This window comes from Paracoccus sp. J56 (genome assembly GCF_019633685.1).
Classification (GTDB): domain Bacteria; phylum Pseudomonadota; class Alphaproteobacteria; order Rhodobacterales; family Rhodobacteraceae; genus Paracoccus; species Paracoccus kondratievae.
The window spans coordinates 1-22,448 of record NZ_JAFL01000032.1; the positions used below are offsets into that span (position 1 = coordinate 1).

Consider the following 22,448-nt stretch of genomic DNA (forward strand, 5'->3'; position numbering starts at 1 on the left):
GCGATCGAAATGGCGGCCTTTGAACATCTTGCACCCCCGGAGCGTGCCGGAGGCGTACGCCGAACTGAGTTACCGAAAAGTTTGCAACAGATCCCTTCGGGCTGCCCGGCAACAAGGTCCTGACGCGTCTCCTCGACGAGAGCGCCGATGATATCCGGACCCGCCGCGCGCTCGAGCAGAAGCCGGTGCTGCGCGGCTATGTCGAGACCCGCTACAAGGCAAAATCCTGGAAGGCCGAACGCCGCGCCTGCGCCCGCATCGAGGCGACCACGATGGGCCTCGATATCCGCTTCGTCGTCACCAACCTTGGCAACGGTTCCGCCGAGCACATCTACGACGTCATCTACTGTGCGCGTGGCCAGGCCGAAAACCTGATCAAGATGCACAAGAGCCAGCTTGCCTCCGACCGCACATCCTGCCGCTCGGCCGTCGCCAACCAGGTTCGTCTGGTGCTGCACACCGCCGCCTATTGGCTGATGCTCACACTGCGCGAGGCGGTGCCGAAAGCCCATCGGCTGGCCAGGGCCGAGTTCGCAACGTTGCGGCTGCGGCTCCTCAAGCTTGGGACCCGCGTCATTGAAACCGTCTCGCGCGTCCGCCTGGCCTTTGCCGCCCCCTGCCCCGAGGCCCACCTGTTCCGATCCATCGCGACGACGCTGCAGCCAGCCGGACCGTGAATGCCGGGGCGGAAAGGCCCCGCAAACCCTCTCCCCTTCAACCTCCAACGCGTTCCACATGTCCCGACAAAGCCCAGCGGCGAAACAGACGCCACGGCCTCCAATGGCCGCCGCTCAGCAGCCAGAAACAACCGGCCCTCATGAATAAGACGGGCTAGAGGGGGAGGGCCGTTCTCATGCCGTCAGGATTTGTTCCGCCGCGACGTCCATCTCGGCGAGCAAGTCCTGACGGACTTTTTGTGATTTCGCGGCATGGGCGCGTTTGGCGAGGGCGGCGAGTCGCTTGTGCCCCGCATCCTTGGGATTATAGCGAGGTATGTTCAGGTGTTTAAAAATATTGCTCACCTGAATCTGGATTGTGTGACTCTCGACGTATTCCTTCACAAGAGTGGAATTAAGAATGCCACACACGAAATACGCAGTATCCTCCGAGTCAAAATCGGCAAAGTATACTTTGTGATCCGGCACATAAGGACGTGCCCCGATGAGGGGAACGGTGGAGCTAGTGAACACCGCAGCTTCAAAGGTGGTCGATAGTTCTGCCCAAACAACCTTAAACGGAGAAAATGTATAAGATCCGGTGTTGTACACCGCAAAATATGGCGCGCCCTTCTGGCGAAGCCTGTAGGTCGATCTGCGCTCCAGAAGAGACTTATAGTGGCTTAGAAATTTCTTTGTCTGCTTGAGTTTGGATACGATCGCCTCTGCCGCTTTGTATTCAGCACCAGTGATGCCCTTATTGGGCACCATGATATAGAGCTGATCCTTCACATGCACGTCGCATGCGGAGAAATCACTGGCTCCCTTCAGAAGCGGATAGAGTAAATCAGGCTCGATCCAAAAGCGTCGCGCCGGTCCGATATCAGTTTTTCCAGCCTCTGGCCGCGTTTCGACCTGGACCAGGCCGGTCGCAGCGTTCTGATCGACGATGCGGACCATGTACACGCCATTGAGGTCGGCTGTCACACCCTTCCGGCCGCTTACCCAGTCGCTCTGTCCCTGCAAGCTTGCCATGTCCGCAAACCTGCCAGGCGGCAGAATTGCCCACGGAGAATTTCCACCGTTAACGGGGTTCGCCTCCCATGCGTGTTGCTGAACCCGTGCCAGAACCTCAGTTTTTGTTAGCCCCTCCGGGATCGCCGCGGACTCCCCGGCATTCTTCTCCCAAATGGTGTATGGCACGGGGAAGGTCGCCCTTTTCGTGTGATCGACTTTGCGCAAGCGCATGATCGCCGTTTTGTTGGCGACCTTGGGGAAGGGCTTGAGCTTCTTCAGATCGTCGATGCGTTCCGGGACGAGATTGTAGCTTTCATTGATGCGGAAGCTTCGGAATCCCTGCGACGAAGGAGACTGGAAGTGCGTTTGCGTGATTACGAATGTTAAAACGCCCCCAGGCTTTAGCCACTTGTCTGCGACGGTGTATGTAATCATACCGGAGATATCGAGCTCATTTCCCCCGTGGTAGGGGGTTTCTGAGAAGATGGTGTATTGCTCGCACGTTGGCTTAATCCGCTGCCGATAGAGTTCGGGCAGGTTCGACCATCGGACCCACGGCGGATTGCCGATCACGAGATCAAACTGCCCGGCAACGGCTGACCAGAAAAAATTACGCACGATGCGGAACCAGATTCCGTTCCACGCCTTGCGGTGAAGTTCTAGAACCTGCCCATAGGTTGATCCGAGAGCGTCGCGCCACCCCTCCGCCTCTTTCGCCGATATGATCCCTTCTCCGACGAGAAGCTGCTCTACGTCAGGGTATTCCTGTTCATCGTGAACAGCGTCAGCCATGATCGAAAAGGCGTCGTCGAGCCGGCGTCGATCAAACGCGAGAGCCGCCGGCAGCAGGATGTTGAGATCGGCCTGGGCGCTCCCGATCCCGTATTCGACAAACTCCTGTCCAGCCGTAGGCGAGTGAGCCGGCGAATAAACGGCGTCTGCTAACAATACCGGCAGCTCGACTTCGATGCCCGCAAGCGCGACCAAGTCGGCAATGGCGATCAGGAAGTTGGTACGCGCCGCCTGAACAGCGAGGGGGTTGAGGTCAAATCCCCACACCTCATCTAGCACGCGGGTCAACGTATCGGCGGGCGAGAGCCCGGCTTGGTCTGCGAGTTCTCTTTTCCGCCGGATAACCTCAAGCAAGAAGGAACCTGAGCCGCAGGTCGGGTCGAGCACCCGCACTGCGCTCCAATCAGCAACTTCAGCCCGATCGCAAGCAACATCCGCCAGCCAGTCCGGCGTGTAGAACTCCCCGAGAGCCTTTCGGAGGGTTTCTGGCACCAACGCCTGATAGAAGGACTTCAGCACATCGTGTGAGCGCGCCGCGCTGAGGTCGTCCATGCGGTAAAGGGCGAGCTGCGTTAACAGCGGCCGGATAGCTGAGCAGGTCGCGGCCCGATCGGCCGCAGGGATGCTCCGATCTACGTACCACGAGAACACTGCTTCTTCGACGAAACCCACGATCCGCGCGGCTTCAAAGAACGCACCCCTCTCCACTTCCTTATCTAGGAGGTCCAAGAGTTGGTCGTCATCAAGCCCAAGCAGATGCTCACAGAAATCAGGATAGGCCGTGAGGTTGTACTGCGCCACGATCTCCGCAGCGAGAAGCTTCATGACGAAGGCGTTGTAAGTGTGGATCGCGAACAAGGAGGCCGCGACCGTATCACTCACGGGGAGCTTAGGAGAGAAGGGAATATGCCGACGAATCTCTGCGGCTTGCGCGGCCGAAAGATCGGCGACCTGACCAAACAAAGTCCGCCATTCCTCGAACAGGAGCTTTATTTTGTTGTTGCCGGGCGCTGTAAGCTGCCGCTCAAGTTGGCGCACCAGGCTTGCCATCATGGCATGGCCGATTTCCGCCTCGTGGCCGAAGTCCTCAACCAGATTGCTCGCTGTGACAGCGCGGCGCTTTGAATCAAAGCAAGCCTGCGCGACCAGATCAACGGAAGCCTCGTTGAACGGCAGAAGATTGCGGTGAGTAATCGCACCTGCCTTCATGAAGGCAAAGCAGACATGATCGCCGTCTATGGCGATGCCAATATAGTCCTCTTCCGGTATCCCTTCTGACTTAGATCGAGCTTTTATATATTTGAAAAGACGGTCATGGACGGCCTCAATAAAGGAGGCGCTTTTCGTGCTTCCCTTGAAGAACCCTGGCCCCTTAAATTCTATGATGACTTGGTTGTACGAGGCATCGTTGCGGCCTCTCTCCGCATGAAACGTGATGCCCAAGTCGTTTTCGATGTGCTTCAGCCAGCCTTTCCGCAGCTCTTCTTCATTGACCCAGGCAGGCCGGTCTTTTTTGAGATTCGCATACAGCGTGGTCATTGCTGGCGATTTCTGATCCGGCAAGCTCACTTCTTCCCCCCTCCCCTCTGACCCAGAAGCGGCAGAGGTAACTGAAGCTCGTCACGGGCTGACCGCTCAAGCAATTCACAGATCGCATGGCGCGCAATCCAAGCCTTCGACACCTTCGACCGCGCAGCCAGGGCTTCGAGCGCTAGATGCTCGTCGTCCGAGAGGTTCACAGTTATACGGTTCTTGGATGTCATGGTGGCCTTGATGCATGGTGCAGCACCATGCTGCAAGGTGCATGATTCCCGTTCTGACTGTTGGGATCAAGGCTCTCGAAAACGACCGTTTTTGCGAGGTGCGCGGCGAGCAACCAAAGAGCGCCGCCCGAGACTGCGAAGCCCCTCAAAACTATCTCTTGAAACCGAACTCTCATATCCGTCATAGTGAGATGAGTTTCAAGAGGATTTTATGCTCGTCGGCTATGCTCGTGTCTCCACGCAGGACCAGAATCCCGCTTTGCAGCTGGATGCGCTGAATGCAGCGGGATGCGAGCGTGTTTTCACAGAGAAGGCATCCGGCGCGCAGCGAGACCGGCCAGAGCTGGCAGCCGCGCTCTCCTACATGCGTCAGGGCGATAGCCTCGTGGTTTGGAAGCTTGACCGTCTGGCACGTTCTCTGCCGCAACTGATCGAGACCGTGGCGCACCTGGAATCCCAGGGGATCGGATTCCGATCGCTGACAGAGGCAATCGACACGACAACCGCCGGAGGCAAGCTGATCTTCCACATTTTCGGCGCACTGGCAGAATTTGAACGATCGGTAATCCGTGAACGTACCCGCGCCGGGCTGAAAGCGGCGCGTGAACGCGGCCGCAAGGGTGGCAGGCCCCCTGCCCTTTCGCCTTCAGACTTGGCGGCGGCGAAGGCCATGTTGCGCGATCCGGCAATCACCGTGGCCGAGGTTGCCAGCAGGTTGAAGGTTTCGCCGGCGACGCTTTACCGGCATTTGCCGGGCGGGAGGGGCGGCATCGAGGAGCAAGGGGGGAGTAATGCTCAAGAAGATCATTGCGATTAAGAACGTTGGTCGGTTCCGTAATTCAGCCGCGCCTGGCAATCCGCAGCTCGCCAAGCACACCTTCATTGCCGGCGCGAACGGTTACGGCAAAACGACGCTCTGCGCCGTCCTGCGCTCCCTGCAAACTGGCGATCCGGCCCATGTTCTCGGACGCAAGACCCTTGGCGCTACCGACGCGCCGACGATCGAGGTGCTGCTGGACGGCGGGCAAGCCCGCTTCGACGGCACGGCATGGAGTGCGACCAAGCCGGAAATCGCCATCTTCGACGGCGTGTTCGTCGCGGAGAACGTGCATTCCGGCGAAGTCGTTGACATCGAGCACAAGCGCAACCTTTATCGCGTCATTGTGGGCGATGCCGGCGTAAAGCTCGCGGCGCAGGATGCAGATTTGGCCGCTGAAAGCCGCGCCAAGACTGGCGAGATCAGCACGGCCAGCAAGGCGGTTCAGCCGCATGTACCGGTTGGCATGAAGCTGGACGCCTTCATTGCTCTCCCGGAGACAGCCGACATTGCCGCGCAAATCGAGGCGCAGGCGCGCAACGTGGACGCGCTGCGGCAGGCCGGGGCGCTGCGCGCTCGCCCTGCCCTGTCGGAGTTTACCATTCCGGCGCTTCCAGAGGATTTCGTCGACCTGTTGGCCCGCACCATCGACGACGTTGCACAGGACGCGGAGCAAAGATTGTCGGAACACCTGGCCGCGCATGGCATGACGGCCAGCGGCGGCAACTGGATCGCGGATGGCCTTGGCCATGCTGACGATACCTGTCCTTTCTGCGGGCAAGACATTCGGGAGCTTCCGCTGATCGCTGCGTTCCGGGCCGTGTTCAGCGAGCGCTACAAGGCGCTGGTCGGAGAGATCGCCGCCATGAAAGCGGTTGTCATGCGGGACATGGGCGATGCCGCCTTGGCCCGGCTTGGCACCGTCGCGGAGCAGAACAAGGGCGGCGTCGAGTTTTGGCAGAAATACTGCGCGATTGAGGCCCCTGCCCTCACATTGCCGACCGAGGCCGTTGAGGCGATCCGCGCGCTGGCCGTCGCAGCGATCGGACTTCTTGACCGCAAGGCGACCGCGCCGCTTGAACCGATCATGCCGGATGAAGGTTTTAACGCCGTGCGCGCCGTCTATGACAGCGCAGTCACTGCCGTTGCGGGGGCAAATACCGCGATCCGCGCGGCGAATGTAGCCATAGCGGAAAAGAAGGCGGCCGCCGATGGCGGTGACCTTAAGGTAGCCGAGGCCGAGCTGGCCCGCCTAACGGCGATCCAGACTCGTCACCGTGCAGACGTGTCCGACCTTTGCGCCACTTATACGAAGCTCTCCGACGAAAAGGACGCCATCGAGGCGCGAAAGGAGGCGGTCCGGAAGCAGCTCGACGCGCACACAAAGACTGTGGTGAAGCCCTACGAGCGGCGCATCAATGAATATCTGGTCGCTTTCAACGCCGGCTTTACTATCACCGAGACCAAACACGCCTATCCTGGGGGCGTTGCCACATCGAGCTACCAGCTCGTTATCAACGACACGGCCGTTGACCTTGGCGACAGCAAGACGCCTGGAGATCGACCGAGCTTCAAGAACACCCTTAGCGCCGGCGACCGCACCACCCTCGCCCTTGCGTTCTTCCTCGCGCACTTGGAGCGTGATCCGGCGGCGGCCGGAAAGTTGGTCGTGTTCGACGATCCCTTTAATAGTCAGGACGCTTTCCGCCGCCGGCAAACCGTCCATGAGATTATGAAGGTTGCCGGTAAGTGTGCCCAGGTCATCGTGCTGTCGCATGATGCCACTTTTCTCAAGCAAGTTTGGGATAAATCGCCGGCGGCCGAGCGTGTTGCGCTAACTATTGCCGATCACCGTGCCCAAGGCTCAAAGATCATGCCGGTGGACTTGGACCAGGCCTGTCGGGGCCGGACAGCCACTGACATTGACGACCTGCAAACCTTTTTGACGACCGGTGCGGGCGGCTTGCTCGACATCATCCGCAAGATGCGTGTCGTCCTGGAAACGCATTGCCGCACGACCTATCCCGGCAGCTTCCTTGCCGATGACTGGTTGGGCGACATGGTGCGGAAGATACGCGAGGGAGGTGATACCCACCCCGCGCAAGCTCTCTATGACGAGCTGGACCAGATAAACGGCTATACGAGCCAGTATCATCACGGAGAAAATATGGCCGACGCCACGCCAGACCAGGTTGACCCCACGGAACTAACTGGCTTCACGCGGAGGACGTTGCGGATTGTGAACGCACTTCAGGCATAGCGGGATTGTGCACAAGTGCACGCTTGCACAATTTAGGGGCGACCGCGTTTTTCAAACCAGCTCTGGCAGAACTTCACGAAATGCCGCTCAGGGTTCTTCGGCACAATCTCGTTATCGCCAAGCCATCTCCGCCATTCCTGTTCGAGGTAGTGCACATCCCAGCCCGGCGCGACATTGCGCGCATCGCCGTAAATGTCTGCATCGAGGTGCCCCGTCCAGGCTTCCGCCTCGGGCAGCGCCGGCTTCATCGTCCCCCGGTTCTGAAAGAGCACCATGTCGTGCTGGCCGTCGAAGGTGACGTGATAGTCCGGCAGGTGATCGCTGTGCGCCAGAGAGCGCACCGCGCGCCGGAACTCCTTGTCAGACGACTTCGAGCCGGACTTCTTCAGCAGGACTTCCAGCGAGACCTTCCAGGAGGCTTGCTGGCCGCAATGCTTGCGCGCCAGCTCGTAGATGCGCCGCTCGATGGGCTTGCGGAGCCGAAAGTAATCTCGGTGCAGGGTCAGCACCTCGTTATGCCTGATCGCGTTGAACACCCAATCCGACAGCGTGATCTCGCAGGACAGCAAGCGGCCATCGAGACCGTGCTTCCGGCGGATCGAAGATGAATCGATCAGGCCGAAGGTATCGGTCTGCTCTTCGTCGCCTGTGCGAATATTCGTCGAAATCGTCGTGCCACGTATGCGCTCCAAGGCTTCCTGAAGTGCGGTGTAGTCCTTCCCTGCCGTCCCCCGATTGGCAAAGATCAGCAAATCGCGCGTGTTGATCCGGACCCGCTTCGAGACCTGTTCGCCATTCTTCAGCTTCGCCATGATCTGCGAGATGCAGTAGATCAAGATATCCTTGTCATAGATCGTCGCGAGCCCTTTGACGCTTGGCGTCACCTGAAGCCACTGACCGTTGTGCTCGTAGCGGCGGATGCTCGTCTCCGGCTTCTTCGACAGCGAGTAGAACGGGTGCTCCATCTGCGGCATCACGTCCTTCAGCACGGCATCCGCCACGTCGCAGATGAACAGGTCATGCTGCGGATGACGATCCGGGAGAAGCGCGTTTTGCGCTGTAGGCAGATTCGGGGTTTCAGACACCATGAGACATATTCGGGGTTTCGCCCACCAGTGTCAACATATTCGGGGTTTCGCCCACCAGAGACAGCGTGCACCATGACGGTCGGAAGCGAGGTTCGGGGTTTTACCCACGTGCCGCAGGATTCGGGGTTTCAGACACCAAGATTCGGGGTTTCGCCCACCCCGGTTCGGGGTTTCACCCACCGATTATGACGAGAGCACGTTGATTCCTGCTTCAAAAACAGCAACTTGAGACTTTTCCGGAATCGCTTAACTCAGACTCTAACACAGATTTAACACCCTCTTCGCTGGCTCAACCTGTGGATAACTCTTGCGGCGAGGTCTCGCGCAGCCATCAGCGATGGCCCGAGCGGCAAAGGTAAAGGGCTCGGCAAGGAAGAGAAACGAAGACGGCATCACGTAGCCTTACGCGGTCGCCTAGAGGCGAGAATAGCATCTCTGGCGCTCTCATCTGACCAAAGCAGCCGTTCGATCCGCCCCTGCCCTATCTTGTCCCGTTTCCGTCGCACCGGCTTGCCAACCTCCAAAGGGTAGAGGGGCCTCGTACAGCGCGGCAGCGGCTCGATCGTACAGGCCGCCACCTGAATATGCGCCCAGCCATAGCGATCGAGCTTCAGCACCTGGCCCGTAATGGTGCGAAACCCCAGCATCGTCGGAGGCTTCTTCGACATGCGCGCCTGAGGTTTCCAGATCGGCTCGCGCCAGCGGATCACATCCGCCTCAATGAAGCCCTTCCCACAATTGACCCACGTCACACGTCCTCCGTCTAGCTGTGCGGTTGTGCACAAGTGCACGTCTGCACGAAATCCTTGACGCACACTCCCCATCTTTGATATTGATCCTAATTGCAATTGTGCACAAGTGCAGGGTTGCAGAAGGGCAAAGGTGCAAATGAAAACAATAGCCATCGCCATGCAAAAAGGAGGCGTCGGGAAGTCCACCCTCACCCGATCTCTCGCCGTTGCAGCCACAGAATCGGGGCTCAATGTGCTGGCGCTCGACATGGACGCTCAGCAATCCACCTCCCAATGGGCAAGCCGCCGCAGCGCCGAGCTGCCCCTCGTCCGGTTTGTGACCGAAATCGAGCTCCCGAAGGTGTTGAAGCAGGCCGAAGAGGCCGGATGCGACCTTGTTCTAATCGACACACCGCCCGCGCGAAGCACCGAAGCGCCAGCGGCCGTCGAGTTCGCAGACCTCGTGCTTGTGCCGTGCTCGCCGGATATCGAAGCCTATGAACAATTGCCGCGCACAGAGCGGCTCGCCCGGACGACCGGTAAGCCCGCCGTCGCCGTTCTGACTCTCGCGCAGCCCAACAGCCGCACCGAAGAGGAAATCGCCCGCGAAATCTTCCAAAAACTCAAGCTCGCCATGGCCCCGGCGGTGATCCACCGCTTCAAGGTCCATCGCGACGCGAGCCGCGAGGGACTCAGCGCACAGGAAATGGAGCCCGACAGCAAAGCCGCGCAGGAAATCGCTGCACTTTGGGATTGGGTATGTGCCCAGCTGCAAATGGGCACAAGTGCACCTGTGCACAAAAAGAAAAGGATTAAGGGGTAAGCTATGGCCAAGAAACCCACCGCCGCGGCCTTCCTGAAGAATATGGGTGTCGAGACAGTGGCTCCCCAAGCGGAACCCGCAGCGACACCCGCGCAACCTTCCTCCAGCCTAAAAGCAAAACCCACCAAGGGCAGGGCAGGGCTTAAGCACATCGGCGGCTACTTCGATCGCGAGACCGTGGAGCAAGTTGCGATCTTGCGCGCCCGGCTTGATCTCGACAATTCCCAGCTCATCAAGAAGGCCGTGGAAGAGCTTTTCCAACGTGAAATGGCCGCCCGCAAGTTCGGCGACCGGTAAGGTGCTGCAACCGTGCACTAGTGCACCTGTGCACAACTTCGGATTCTGACTGATGCCAAAGTCATTGCCGCCTGACGATCCCGACATTGATGCGGCGATCGACGCTTGGGAAAGAGGGCAGGGGGCTTCCGCCCCGGATCACAGCGACCCCGCCTATGAGGCGCTTCGCCGCGCTTTTCTCGATCATCCGGACATTCAAGCGCTCGACGCCGAGATTGCGGCCGCCCAGGCCGATGGTCAGGCCATCGAGGCGCACACAGTCTATTTGCCTTCGGGACTGACGCGGTTGCTTGCGTATGTCGAGCGGCTCGATGCGCGTGCTGCGGGCCGCTCGCCGGCGGACGTGCGCGCAATCCTAGAGCGGATCGTGCTCAACATCCTTGAAAACCACCTGCATGGCCTGACGGCAGACCCCATCAGCCACCCGCATTTTGCCCGCCTCTGGAACCGCCTTTGCACCGAGGCAGGGCACCCCGAGTTCACCTTGCCCGATCAAATGGCCCCCTCCGGGCCTCGGGAGGCCGCAGAAGGGGTCGGTTCCGGCTGAGGGCGAAATGACACCCTAGGCCGTGTGGACGAATTGACTCAGGTATTGGCCTGAGGATTCCACGAAGGAATCCAGTGTGATTCATGGATTGCCGACTGATTCTGGAGGTCGGCATGTCCACGAAGATGACGGAAGCGGATTGGGCGGTGGTGCTGGAGGTCTTTCGCGCCTCGCTGCCGCGGCGCGGCGCCAAGGGGCGGGATGACCGGTTGTTCCTGGAGGCTCTGCACTATTTCTCGGTCCATAACATTAGCTGGCGGGCGCTGCCGGAGCGCTTCGGTAAATGGAACAGCGTGTGGAAGCGGTTCGATCGATTGAGCAAGGCGGGCGTGTTCGAGATCTTCTTCGACCATCTCGCCTCGCTGTCGGCCTCCGCCCATCTGGTGCAGATGTTCGACAGCACCATCGTGCGCGCCCATGTCTCGGCGGCGGGCGCAAAAGGGGGCAAAAAGGCCAGGCACTCGGCCGTTCGCGCGGCGGCTTTTCGACCAAGATCCATCTGAAGACTAACTTCGACGGTCATCCGATCGCCTTCGACCTGACCGGCGGCGAGAAAGCCGATGCGCCGCACTTTCCCGTCCTGCTCGGGCTCGGCCCCGACATCGATCCACGCGCGGCCGTCGGCGACAAAGGCTACGCCAGCAAGACCAACCGCCAAGCCGCACGCGATCGCGGCATCATTCCCGTCATCCCGCCCAAGGCGAACGAGAAGGACGGGCCCGCCTTCTTCGCCAGAGCGCTCTACCGGGGGCGTGCCCGCATCGAGCAGACCGTCGGCAAGCTCAAACGCTTCAAGCGCATCGCCCTACGCTGCGAGAAGACAAAGCGAAACTTTGCTTCCTTCGTCGCGCTCGTCGCAGGCTTCATCTTGGCCAAATCCGTCCACACGGCCTAGATTTTCGGGACAAAGGGTACTTGATTGTCGCCGGAGTCAGCAATTTCTTCGCGGATGGCATCGGCATTGTAGAATCAAAATGATGATTCCCAGTCGATGCGCCGGCTTCATCTTGCTCCATCGGCTGCGCATCGTCAGTATCAGGGATAAAGCCGGGCTTTGTGAAACTAAGCTCGTATGGGGGGAGATAGGAAGGATGTCGGGTCGCAGCGACGGAAATGCGACACGAAATTCGCGGCAAAAGAAATGATGTGCTCGGCAAAGGCTGCGCCGATTTCCGCATTCGACAGCCGGGAATTCCCGCCAATCAGGCCGTGCGGATTTACATCCATCGCATCGAGCGGAACCGCGATATCGCAGCCCTCGAACGAAACGGACGACAGGCCGACGGTCTCAAGACCGAAGGCCTGCGCCGCTTCGCTCGTGGCCTGCAGGTCCGCCCGCATCAACTCGGGAAAATAGTGCCAGTAGACGGATGTGATCGGGTCGGCGCCGTGTCCTCCCGCGCGCTCCGCCAGCTCGCCGTGAAGTTGCACCCAGAGCGCATGCGGTATGGCCTTCCAGATATTGATGGAAGGAATGACGATGCCCGTGCGGCTCTTTAGCTCCCGCACCGTTTGGTCGATTAGGCCCGCATTGCCGGTGTGACCATTGAAGAGAACGATGCGCCGCAATCCATGGTCCAGGAATGCAGCAACCGCGTCCTCGAGCACCGCGCAAAAGGTGGAGGCGCGGAGCTGGATGCCGCCAGGCACGCTGCGGAATACATCCGCATAGCCAAAGGGAATGGTCGGGGCGGCGATGGCATTGGCCCGTTCGGCCACGGAAGCAGCGAGAATTTCGGAAAGCATGTAGTCGCCCATCGGCGCGTGGGGGCCCTGTTCTTCCTGGCTCCCCAGCGGGATAATGATGACCGGGTCCTCCGCCATCCGCTCGCGGAATTCCACGAAGGTCATTTCTTTCAACAAGTGCTTCTTCATTGGCCAGGCACCAGTTCTATTCCTGAGGGGAGGCGCTCCTTGGTCGAGGAGCTGCTGGGGTTGAGGCAGGCGTGCCGGTGTTCCTTCGGCCCTGCAAGCTCGGGCGCCTTCCTGGCGCAGTCGGCGATCGCGAAGGGGCATCGCGGGCGGAAGGAGCACCCTGTAACGGCCGCTTCCGTGCTCACCGTGTCGGCGTCCCACGGCCATTCCGGCTTCACATGGTCGTCGTCCTCAGAGACCGTTGGAATCGAGGCCAGAAGCTGTTGCGTGTAGCGGTGTCGTGGCCGGAAGAAGACCTCCTCGACCGTGCCTTCCTCGACGACCGAGCCGCGGTACATGACAATCACGCGGCTTGCCAGCACGCGCACGACGCTCAGGTCATGGGTGATGAAGAGGTAGGTGAGGCCAAGTTCTTCCTGGAGGTCTCTCAGCAGCCTTAGTGTGTGCGCCTGCACCGAAACGTCGAGAGAAGAGGTCGGCTCGTCAAGCACCAGAAGTTCGGGGCTGGTCGACAGCGCCCGCGCAATGGCGACGCGCTGGCGCTGACCTCCCGAGAGGGCAAGCGGCCGCCGGTCCTGCAGGTCGCGATGAAGCCCGACCTTTTCCAGAAGGGCGCCGATGCGCTCACGTCGCTCGGATCTCCTGCACAGGCGATGGACCGACAGGGGCAGGCCGATCGCCTGGCCGATCGACTTGCGGGGATTGAGCGTGGAATAGGGATTCTGCTGCACGAGACCGATATGCCTGCGATCGGCCTTGGTGCGCTTGGGCGGCAGCGTCCTGCCGCTCAGCATGATCTCGCCTGCCGTGGGCTTTTCGATACCGAGAACGAGGTTTGCGAGGGTCGTCTTTCCCGAGCCCGACTCTCCCACGATCGCAACCGTCTCGCCTCGGTACACTGCAAGGTCCACGCCCTTGAGCGCTTTCACCTCGGCGCGGCCCACCTGGAACGTTTTGACGGCTCCGCGTATCTCAAGAAGCGGCTTTTTCATGCGGGTGCCACCTCCTGGATACAGGTGATGCTGCGTCTGTCGAATCTGTGCACCGGGACCGATCCCCGGCACTCCGGCCTTGCGCTTGGGCAGCGGGGTTCGAACGGACATCCGTCCGCCAGCGCGGCGAGGTCGGGAACCGACCCGCCGATCGGCTCGGGCAGCCGGTCTGAGGAGAGCCGCGGGACAGAGGCAAGCAACGCGCGCGTGTAGGGGTGGCGCGGATCGGAGAAGAGCACGTCCGTCGGCGCTTCTTCCACGATGCGCCCCGCATACATCACGCAAACCCGGTCCGCGAATTTCCGCACCACGCCAAGATTGTGCGAGATGAACAGAATGGCCGTGCCGTATGAGCGGGAGAGATTGCCCATGATGTGCAGCGTCTGTTGTTGCACGGTCACATCCAGGGCGGTGCCCGGCTCATCGGCGATCAACAGCTTCGGCCGGCTCACCAGGGCCATGGCGATCATGACACGCTGGTTGAGGCCGCCGCTCAGTTGGAAGCTGTAGCTGTCCAGAACGCGTTCGGGGTCCGCGATGGAGACGTCCCGCAGGGCCGTGCGCATGCTGTCTTCCGCCTCGGCGGCGCAGAGCGGTCGGTCAAGACGCGTCAGAACGGCGGCGAATTGTTGCCGGATGGTGAAGACCGGGTTGAGAGCCGCCATCGGGTCCTGAAAGATCATGGTGATATCGCGCCCCCGGCGAGCTTTGGCGCGGGCGGCAGATTCCTTGAGGACGTCGGAGCCGTCGAAATGCAGGTTGCCGCCGATGCGGACGCGCCGCTGCGGCAACAGCCCCATGATCGCGCGTGCGGTTACGGATTTTCCACTGCCGGATTCGCCAACCAGTGCCACGCGCTCGCCCGTTCCGACCGTCAGATCGACGCCACGCAGGACGCTGACCGGACCGTCATGGGTCTCGAAGGTCAGTTTCAGGCCGTCTATCCGCAGGAGATCTTCCATGTCTTATCCAACGATGTCGAAGAGATCGCGCAGGCCGTCCGCGACCAGGTTGAAGCCGAGGACGATCACGAAGATCGCGAGACCCGCAGTGATGGAAAGCCACCATAGGTCGGGAAGGTATTGGGAGCCTTCCGATACCATGGTGCCAAGGTCCGGAGTGGGCGGCGGGGCGCCCATGCCGAGAAAGCTGAGGCTGGCCCCGAGCAGGATCACGAAGCCCATGTCCAGGCTCGCCTTGGTAAGCAGGTTGGGCGCACAGTTCGGCAGGAGCTCGCCGAACATCACCCTCAGGGGCGAGGCACCGACAACTTCGGCAGCGGTCACGAAGCCCTCGTGCTTCAGGGAGCGGACGATGCCGTAGACCAGCCGCGCGTGCCAGGGCCACCAGGCGACTGCCATGGCGATCATTGCCAGCATCTGCGAGGGCTGGGAGATGCCCAGGATGGCCATGGCCAGCACCAGCGAGGGGATGGCGAGGAAGATGTCGGTGACACGCATCAGGACGCTCTCCACCCTGCCGCCGAGATAGGCTGCAATGAGCCCGACGACGGTGCCGATGGAAATTGCCAAGGATACCACGACCGCTCCAAGCATGAGAGAGTTGCGGAAGCCGAAGATAATGCGGCTCAGCACGTCCCGGCCCACGCTGTCCGTGCCAAGCCAGTACTTCGCGCTCGGCGGCTTGTTTGCGTCGGCGAAATTCACCACCACGCCGGCATGCTCTGGGTAGGGCGCCACATAGGGAGCGAAGAGGGCGCAAAATAGCACGAGCGCGATGAGCGCCGCCCCGAACACTGACAAGCGGTTGCGGGCGAAGCGGCGCCATCCGCGCCATCTGGGATTAGCCTTGCTCATGAGGCCTTCAACCTGATCTTGGGGTCGATAAAGGAGACGATCGTGTCGATGATCATATTGATCAGCACGAAGAAGACCGAAATCAGCATGACCACGGCGATCACCGCGTTAAGATCCTTGCGCATGATGGCATTGACGCCGTATTTCGCCATTCCGGGCCAATGGAAGATCGTCTCGACGATGAAGGCATTGCCGAGCAGCGCGACGATCTGCATGCCCAGGATCATCAAGGTCGGGATGATGGCCGGCCGCAGCGCCCATTTGAGCGCTATCGAGCTTTCCGCCAATCCGTAAGCCCGCGCGAACTCGACAAAGGGCCGATCATAGCTATCGACCATGTTGGTGCGGGTGAGGCGCGAGATCTGGGCCAGGCCGGGCAGCGAAAGGGCCACTGCCGGCAGCACGATATGAGCAAGCGCGTCACGGAAGACCTGCCATTGGCCCGCTATCAGGGCATCGATCGTATAAAGACCAGTGACGGCCGGGGGCGCCGCCAGGCTTTCCGACAGTCTGCCCGTGAGCGGCAGGAGACCAAGCCAGAAGGAAAGAAGCAGCATCAGGAAAAGGGCCCAGACGAAATTGGGCAGCGCCACGGCCAACAGAGAGAGGATGCGCGCCGCGTTGTCCGGCCAGCGATCCTTGAAGTGGGCGCTGGCAATTCCCATCGCGCCGCCGATCACCGTCATGGCAACGCCGGCGAAAATAACCAGCTCCAGCGTGGCGGGGAAGGTGGCGGCAACGTCCTGCGAAACGGGATTATCAGTGTAGAGCGACCTGCCGAAATCGAAGTTCAGCGCGCCCTTCATAAAGCGTATGTACTGCTCGGCGATGGGCCTGTCGAAGCCCATCTGCTGGCGCATGGCCTCCACCTGTTCAGCGCTCGCCTCCGGACCCAGCGCAAGGCGCGCCGGGTCGCCGGGAACGACACGCGCGAGAAGGAACATCAGTACGGAAACGCCGATGACGACGATCACGCCGCTCACCAGCCGGCTGAAAAGAAAGCGCGTCATCCCGTGCCCCCTTTTTCCACCGGGTAGGGCGAGGCTACGCCAGGATCGGTCTTGCGCTGCTTTGATTCGAAGCTATCCCGGGAACCTGGAGGCGAAATGCGCCGCGCCTCGGCTTCCCCGATCGAATTCTGCTTTAATGACGTCAATTTCCCTGACCAGTCGCTCATATGTTGGAGATGGCGGTTCGGACATTCCGATCGAAATGCCCGCGTGGCTCCGGCTTTCGCCGGAGCGCTAGCCGAGCCGCGCCAAAACGGATTTGCCGTGCCGGAACAGGCAAGGAGATTCCATGCCTGCCCGCTGCTGGTCAAACATCCATTGTCATCCTGTCGTACCGGTAGTTGCCGGCCATGATCGGGATGGATTGCTTCGGGTCTGCGAAGCCCGGCACGTGCAAGCTCTCCCGGAACGCCACGAGATCGATGGCCTGGTACAGGAAGACCGACGGGTACTCGTCCGCGATCACGCGCGCCAGCTCCTTGTAAAGCTCGTGGCGCGCCGCGCGATCGGTGGTTTGGCGGCCCTTTTCGAGCGCGGCATCGATTTCCGGTTTTTGCAGCCAGTGCATCGAAAGATAGGTGCCTGCCGCCGAGCTGTGATACTCCGCCCACAACATGGAGTCCACGTCCGTGGTCGAAAGAGAGGTTGCCACACAGGCAAGGTGGGGCGACGCTTCGGGACTGGTGGCCATCTCCACGATCTGAGGCCACGGCGCAGAGGTGATATTCACCTTGATTCCGAGCTCGGCCAGATTGGCCTGCAGCAGGAGCGCGAATTTCTCCTGCAGTGCTACCGACTTGAACCAAACAAGATCGAGCTCCAAGGGCCGATCGGCATATTTGGACTCGGCGAGTGCGGCCCTTGCCGCCTCCACGTCGCGCTTGATCAGCGGGACGTCGGGATCGTAACCCATGACGTCCGCCGGAATCGGCCCGCGGATCGGCGTCCCCTGCTGCTGGCCCGCCACGTCAAGCAGCGCGTAAAGCTGGTCGTAGTCGAAGGCGAGCGCGATCGCTTTTCTGACGTTCACGTCATCGAGCGGCGCCTTCTGCGTGTTCATCTTGAAATGAAAGATGGTGGGCTTGCGGTCTTGGCCGATGGCGATGCCGTCCGACCGGGAGAGCGCCGTGACGATCTCCAGCGGCAGCGGCAGGCGCGTAAGGTCGATCTCGCCTCGCGGCATGAGCTGGCGCACGGTCACGGCCTCGACGCCGAATTTCGAGCGCACCACTTCGGGAGGATTGGGCGCAAAGCCCGCGAAATAATCGGGATTGATCTCCATCACCGTTTCGTTCTGGGAATCATGCCTGGCGATTTTGTATGGTCCGCTGCCGGCGTCGTTGCTGCTCAGGAATGCCTCGCCGTAGTCACCGAACTCCCCGAATTCGCCGTCCTTCAGATTGGCCGTCACAAGTTTCTTGTTGACTATGGCAAGACGCACCAGCGCCGCAAGGAAAGGCGAGAACGGCTCGCGCAGCCGGAAGACAACCTTGTTGCCGTCCTGCTCCGCTTTGTCGACAGCGGCAAAGAGGAACGAGAAGCCCCGCTTCATTGTGAGCATGCGGTTGGCGGAGAAGACTACATCCTCGGCCGTCAGCGGTGAACCGTCATGGAACTTGATGCCGTCGCGAATGGTGAAGGTGTAGGTCTTGCCGTCCTCGGAAATCTCCCAGGATTCCGCCACGGAAGGCTCGAGCTCTCCACCGGGCGCTGGACGCACCAGGAAGTCGTAAAGATTGAACATGAGGATCGAGCCCGGAAAGTCCACGGGCTTGTGCGGATCGGCCTGACCGATATTGCCGTCGGCCAGACGCAGCGTCCGCTTATCGGCAGCAGTCGCGAAAGGAGTTGTCGGCCCGAGGCCGAACGCTATGCCGGCCGATGCCGTCCCGGCCAGAAGTTGCCTGCGCGTAAGCATAAAACTCGACATCCCAGTTCCCCTTTGCAAATGGCCGAAGCCGACTATGCCCGGCATGGCTGGGAAGCGAACGCCGCACGAGGGCGCAACACCGCTTCCAGGCTGCCGCTTTATGGCTTATTCGCGCGTCTTTCCCGGAACGCGCCCCCGGAACGCGCCTCTCGATCAGGTGAGCTTACCAAGCCGCCAGGAAGCATAGAATACGTGCCAGCACTTACTGTTCGCCTGGATATCGGCCCCCTATTGTCTGCGGCGCGCGACGGGATTTTCCGGGCGGGCATGAGGAGAAGATGCGTCCATTCTTGGAAGAAGAAATCGAACCGCTCGCAACGGGGGCGTGGATTCTTGGAACCGGCGGTGGCGGTAGTCCCTACCATGGCTACCTTAACCTGCGCCAGCTTTATCGGGCCGGGCGCCGGGTCGACCTGATTGCGCCGGACGAGCTGGGAGATGACGATGCGGTGGCGGTCGTATCCGCGATGGGGGCGCCCATGGTCGGGCTGGAGCGCTTGACCGATCCAGAGATACTGGTGCGCGCCGTCCGCCTCATGGAAGAGTATCTTGGCCGCCCGTTCCAGGCGATCATGCCGCTGGAGATCGGCGGCGGAAACGCCCTGCAGCCCTTTCTGGCAGCGGCGTTGATGGATCTGCCGGTGGTCGATGCGGATGCAATGGGCCGCGCCTTTCCGGAGGCGCAGATGACGAGCTTCGCCATCGCAGACCTGCAGATGTTCCCGCTTTCGCTGAGCGACATCCGAGACAATGCCGTGGTGATCACGCGGGCGGCCTCCTGGAAATGGATGGAGCGCATCTCGCGCAAGATCTGCGTCGAGGTCGGGTCCGTGGCGGCGACCTGCAAGGCCCCGCGCACGGGCCGCGAGGTGAAGGACCACGCGATCCACGGCACGGTGACGAAGGCCGTGAAACTGGGCCGCACGGTAAGCGCGGCACGGCGGGAGCATCGCGATCCCGTCCGCGCCATCCTCGAACTCGAAGGCGGCAAGTTTATCTTCTCCGGCAAGGTGTGGGATGTCGAGCGGCGGACCACCGAGGGCTTCCTGCGCGGGCACGCCGTCATCGCCGGTCTCGACCAAGACCGGGGCGAGCAGCTCACGATCGACTTCCAGAACGAATATATCATCGCGTCGCGTGGCGGCGCCCCGGTGGTCACCACGCCTGATCTCATCTGCGTGGTCGATAGCGCGAGTGGCGAGGCAATCGGCACGGAAACGCTGCGCTACGGCCAACGCGTGTCCGTGATCGCCCTGCCGGCCGCTCCCGTCCTGACCACGCCGAAGGGCCTTGAGCATGTTGGCCCGCGCGCCTTTGGTCATAAGCTGGAATTCAGATCGGTCTTTCAACAATGAAGCGCATAGGAATCGACGTCGGTGGGACGAACACGGATACCGTGCTTCTCGACGGCAACAAGGTCGTCGCCGCGGTTAAAACGCCCACGACCCGGGACGTCTTGTCGGGGGTGGCCGCGGGTATCGCCCGACTGAAATCCTCGGCGGGCGAAGCGGCCGATGCAGTCGACGCGGTAATGATCGGCACCACCCATTTCACCAATGCGGTGGTCGAGCGCAGAAATCTGATGCGCGTTGGAGCGCTGAGGATCTGCCTGCCCTCATGTGCTTCACTGGAACCGACGGTGGACTGGCCGGAGGATCTGCGCGCCGCCGTCGATCCAGTCAGTGTCATGGTCGCCGGCGGTCATGAGTATGACGGGCGGTCCATCGTCGATCTTGATGAAACGGCCGTGCGTGACGCCGTGCGCAGAATGCAAGATACGGGAATTGGGTCGATCGGCATCACCGCAGTCTTTTCTCCCCTATCGAACGAGGTCGAGGTGCGGGCGCGCGAGATCGTGCAGGATGTCTGCCCCGAGATGATCGTCACCTGTTCACACGAGGTCGGGCGCATCGGCCTCCTGGAGCGGGAGAACGTGACCTTGCTCAACGCAAGCCTGGTGGCTCACGGCCGGTCCACGGTGGCCGCCTTCCGCCAGGCGCTGGAGCAGAGTGGCCTGACGGCGCCCTTCTATCTCACCCAGAACGACGGGACCGTCATGCTCGCCGAGCAGGCGGCCCGCTTCCCGGTTTTCAGCTTTGCCTCGGGGCCGACCAACTCCATGCGAGGCGCCGCCTTCCTTTCAGGCATAGAAAATGCCGTGGTCGTCGATGTGGGGGGAACGACGAGCGATATCGGTTATCTGGTTAACGGCTTTCCGCGCGAGGCGAACAATATCGTCCACATCGGCGGGGTGCGCACGCTCTTTCAGATGCCGGACCTCGTATCGCTCGGCATTGGTGGCGGCTCCATCGTTTCCGAAAAGACCCGAGTCGCAGGTCCACGGAGCGTTGGTTTCCGTTTGGCGGAGGAGGCTCTGGTTTTCGGCGGCAGCACCTTGACGCTAACAGATATTGGCGTTGCCGCAGGCCTCGTCGAACTGGGAGAGAAGGAGCGGATCGCTCATCTCGATCGCTCCACGGTCACGGGTGTCCTGGAATCGATCCGGCGGCGGCTTGAAGATGCGGTCGACCGGATGAAGACGTCACCCGACCCGGTGCCGCTGATCGCCGTCGGCGGCGGCGCCTTCCTAGTACCCTCGAAAATGGACGGTGTGAGCGAAGTCCTCCGGCCCGGCCCCGGCAATGTCGCCAATGCGATCGGCGCCGCCTCCGCACTCGTTTCCGGAGAAGTGGATCGTGTCGTGGCTGATATTGACCGGGAGTTGGCCATGGCCGATGCCGAAGCGCTAGCGCGCGAGAGGGCCGTGGCGAGCGGTGCCGATGGCGATACCCTCAAAGTCATCGAGATCGACGATATTCCCCTTGCCTATCTTCCAGGCAATGCGCGTCGCGTTCGCGTCCGCGTTGCAGGCGAAATCAGGCGCCGGAGCGGAATGCTGAAAGCTGCCGAATAGTAGGACCTGGCGCGCACGACATTATAGACGAAACCCGAGCAATTCCTGTACTGCTTCCAGGAGTGACGGGGGGAGCAGGAGGCCTGATGGAGCTTGGGGGGTGATATGTCGTGCGGGAACGGGCATGAGGAAACGGGTGTGCTTCATTACCCTGGGTCAATCCCCGCGTCCGGAACTCATCTCGGAAGTGCTGGAACATATCAGGGAACCGATCGACTACGCGGAGATCGGCGCGCTGGACGGCATAGCCCGCGAGGAGATTGAGGCGCTGCATTCCGCAAGGGATACGCCCCTTGTGACGAAGCTTGCCGATGGCAAGGAGATCGTCGTCTCATCGAGCTTCATACATAAGCGGCTCGAGAGTGTGATCGCGCATGTCGATCGGCGCGGGCATGACTTTCTCGTCCTGCTGGCAAGCGGCATCTTTCGGAGCTTCGATACCGTCACGCCGCTGGTCCACGGCCAGTTCGCCGTCGACGAGTGGATCACCTCCTTCGTTATGGGCACGGCCCAGCTCGGCGTCGTCTTTCCGCTGCGCAAGCAGGCCTCCGATCCGGTTACGCTGCAGAACTATGGAATTCTGATCCAAAATTACCAGACCGTTGCCTATTCCGGGGAAGCGAGTCGGATCGACGAGACCGCAATGCTTCTTCAGAGCGTTGATTTCATCCTGATGCACTCCGTCGGCTACACGAACGAAATGGCCGAGCAACTCGCGCGGGAGTCGCACAAGCCCGTGGTGACGGCGCGGCGCGTGATCGCCGGCGCGCTGCATCTGCGCCTCCGCGAGGCCGCTGGCGCCGTCGAGCATGGGCTGGTCGAGGCGGGCGAGCTCGACCTCCTCAAGCGCCTCCCCCCGCCCGAGGAGCCTTTGACAGGTCGTGAGGCGGAGGTGCTCTCGCTTGTCCTTGAAGGCCATCCTAACAAGGAAATCGCCAAGAAGCTGGGGATCAGCCATCGCACCGTGGAGATCCACCGCTCCAGGGCGATGGCCAAATACAACGCGACGACCGCCATGCAGCTCATCCGCCGGGCGATGATCGAGAGCCCTCGTTAGATCAAGTCGAGCAAAGCGGAAACCGGTTTCCCGTCCGGAATTGCGTGAAACAGGTGTCGCAT

At 61.1% G+C, this 22,448-nt stretch carries 19 protein-coding genes and 2 pseudogenes; 11 read left to right on the forward strand and 10 right to left on the reverse strand.

Annotated elements, in window-relative coordinates:
* Window positions 1-95: 95 nt before the first annotated feature.
* Window positions 96-677: pseudogene (locus M511_RS16645) on the forward strand (transposase); the annotation flags it as partial.
* Window positions 678-851: 174 nt separating this feature from the next.
* On the opposite strand, the gene M511_RS16650 reads toward M511_RS16645, so the two are convergent.
* Together M511_RS16650 and M511_RS19695 are read right to left on the reverse strand one after the other, a co-directional pair.
* Window positions 852-4,034 (reverse strand): Eco57I restriction-modification methylase domain-containing protein, encoded by a 3,183-nt coding sequence (locus M511_RS16650; protein ID WP_221397288.1) that lies wholly within the window; start codon window positions 4,032-4,034, stop codon window positions 852-854.
* Window positions 4,031-4,228 (reverse strand): ribbon-helix-helix domain-containing protein, encoded by a 198-nt coding sequence (locus tag M511_RS19695; RefSeq protein WP_085502820.1) that lies wholly within the window; start codon window positions 4,226-4,228, stop codon window positions 4,031-4,033. The genes M511_RS16650 and M511_RS19695 overlap by 4 nt, the downstream gene beginning before the upstream one ends.
* Before the next feature lie 211 nt (window positions 4,229-4,439).
* On the opposite strand from M511_RS19695, the gene M511_RS16660 reads away from it, so the two are divergent.
* Window positions 4,440-5,045: a recombinase family protein gene (locus tag M511_RS16660; protein WP_085502822.1), complete on the forward strand. Its 606-nt coding sequence runs from the start codon at window positions 4,440-4,442 to the stop codon at window positions 5,043-5,045.
* Window positions 5,020-7,305: an AAA family ATPase gene (locus tag M511_RS16665; protein WP_085502824.1), complete on the forward strand. Its 2,286-nt coding sequence runs from the start codon at window positions 5,020-5,022 to the stop codon at window positions 7,303-7,305. Before M511_RS16660 ends, M511_RS16665 begins: the two co-directional genes overlap by 26 nt.
* 32 nt (window positions 7,306-7,337) lie before the next feature.
* Here M511_RS16665 and M511_RS16670 read toward each other — a convergent pair whose 3' ends face one another.
* Window positions 7,338-8,393 carry a replication initiator protein A gene (locus tag M511_RS16670; protein ID WP_085502826.1) on the reverse strand — a complete coding sequence of 352 codons (1,056 nt, stop codon included), beginning with the start codon at window positions 8,391-8,393 and terminating at the stop codon, window positions 7,338-7,340.
* 392 nt (window positions 8,394-8,785) lie between these two features.
* On the reverse strand, window positions 8,786-9,103 hold the full coding sequence (locus M511_RS16675; protein WP_085502859.1) for a hypothetical protein: 318 nt from the start codon (window positions 9,101-9,103) through the stop codon (window positions 8,786-8,788).
* A 178-nt stretch (window positions 9,104-9,281) separates the two neighbouring features.
* On the opposite strand from M511_RS16675, the gene M511_RS16680 reads away from it, so the two are divergent.
* The 5 genes and pseudogenes from M511_RS16680 to M511_RS16695 all read left to right on the forward strand — a co-directional run bounded on the left by M511_RS16680 (window position 9,282) and on the right by M511_RS16695 (window position 11,686).
* Window positions 9,282-9,947: a ParA family protein gene (locus tag M511_RS16680; RefSeq protein WP_085502828.1), complete on the forward strand. Its 666-nt coding sequence runs from the start codon at window positions 9,282-9,284 to the stop codon at window positions 9,945-9,947.
* 3 nt (window positions 9,948-9,950) lie between these two features.
* The gene (locus M511_RS16685) at window positions 9,951-10,244 is read left to right on the forward strand and encodes a hypothetical protein (RefSeq protein WP_085502830.1); all 294 of its coding nucleotides are present in this window, start codon (window positions 9,951-9,953) and stop codon (window positions 10,242-10,244) included.
* 64 nt (window positions 10,245-10,308) lie between these two features.
* On the forward strand, window positions 10,309-10,791 hold the full coding sequence (locus tag M511_RS16690) for a hypothetical protein (RefSeq protein WP_085502832.1): 483 nt from the start codon (window positions 10,309-10,311) through the stop codon (window positions 10,789-10,791).
* Between the two features lie 125 nt (window positions 10,792-10,916).
* Window positions 10,917-11,072, forward strand: a pseudogene (locus tag M511_RS19700) (transposase); the annotation flags it as partial.
* 2 nt (window positions 11,073-11,074) lie between these two features.
* Window positions 11,075-11,686, forward strand: coding sequence for an IS5 family transposase (locus M511_RS16695; RefSeq protein WP_139824618.1), 612 nt, complete (start codon window positions 11,075-11,077; stop codon window positions 11,684-11,686).
* A gap of 167 nt (window positions 11,687-11,853) precedes the next feature.
* Here M511_RS16695 and M511_RS16700 read toward each other — a convergent pair whose 3' ends face one another.
* The 6 genes from M511_RS16700 to M511_RS16725 all read right to left on the reverse strand — a co-directional run bounded on the left by M511_RS16700 (window position 11,854) and on the right by M511_RS16725 (window position 18,415).
* A complete protein-coding gene (locus tag M511_RS16700) occupies window positions 11,854-12,666 on the reverse strand; it encodes a creatininase family protein (protein ID WP_085502834.1) in 813 nt (270 codons plus the stop codon).
* A complete protein-coding gene (locus tag M511_RS16705) occupies window positions 12,663-13,658 on the reverse strand; it encodes an oligopeptide/dipeptide ABC transporter ATP-binding protein (RefSeq protein WP_085502836.1) in 996 nt (331 codons plus the stop codon). The genes M511_RS16700 and M511_RS16705 overlap by 4 nt, the downstream gene beginning before the upstream one ends.
* On the reverse strand, window positions 13,655-14,620 hold the full coding sequence (locus M511_RS16710) for an ABC transporter ATP-binding protein (protein ID WP_085502838.1): 966 nt from the start codon (window positions 14,618-14,620) through the stop codon (window positions 13,655-13,657). Before M511_RS16710 ends, M511_RS16705 begins: the two co-directional genes overlap by 4 nt.
* A 3-nt stretch (window positions 14,621-14,623) precedes the next feature.
* Entirely contained in the window at window positions 14,624-15,475 is an 852-nt protein-coding gene (locus tag M511_RS16715; RefSeq protein ID WP_085502839.1) for an ABC transporter permease, read from the reverse strand.
* Window positions 15,472-16,485, reverse strand: coding sequence for an ABC transporter permease (locus M511_RS16720; RefSeq protein ID WP_085502841.1), 1,014 nt, complete (start codon window positions 16,483-16,485; stop codon window positions 15,472-15,474). The genes M511_RS16715 and M511_RS16720 overlap by 4 nt, the downstream gene beginning before the upstream one ends.
* 307 nt (window positions 16,486-16,792) lie before the next feature.
* Window positions 16,793-18,415: an ABC transporter substrate-binding protein gene (locus M511_RS16725; protein WP_085502843.1), complete on the reverse strand. Its 1,623-nt coding sequence runs from the start codon at window positions 18,413-18,415 to the stop codon at window positions 16,793-16,795.
* Between the two features lie 278 nt (window positions 18,416-18,693).
* Between M511_RS16725 and M511_RS16730 the strand changes: the two genes are divergently transcribed.
* From M511_RS16730 to M511_RS19320, 3 genes are all read left to right on the forward strand, one after another.
* Complete coding sequence (locus tag M511_RS16730) at window positions 18,694-19,770, forward strand: DUF917 domain-containing protein (protein WP_085502846.1); 1,077 nt, start codon at window positions 18,694-18,696, stop codon at window positions 19,768-19,770.
* Window positions 19,767-21,329: a hydantoinase/oxoprolinase N-terminal domain-containing protein gene (locus M511_RS16735; RefSeq protein WP_085502848.1), complete on the forward strand. Its 1,563-nt coding sequence runs from the start codon at window positions 19,767-19,769 to the stop codon at window positions 21,327-21,329. The genes M511_RS16730 and M511_RS16735 overlap by 4 nt, the downstream gene beginning before the upstream one ends.
* A 124-nt stretch (window positions 21,330-21,453) precedes the next feature.
* Window positions 21,454-22,386 (forward strand): AroM family protein, encoded by a 933-nt coding sequence (locus M511_RS19320; RefSeq protein WP_085502850.1) that lies wholly within the window; start codon window positions 21,454-21,456, stop codon window positions 22,384-22,386.
* Window positions 22,387-22,448 lie beyond the last annotated feature (62 nt).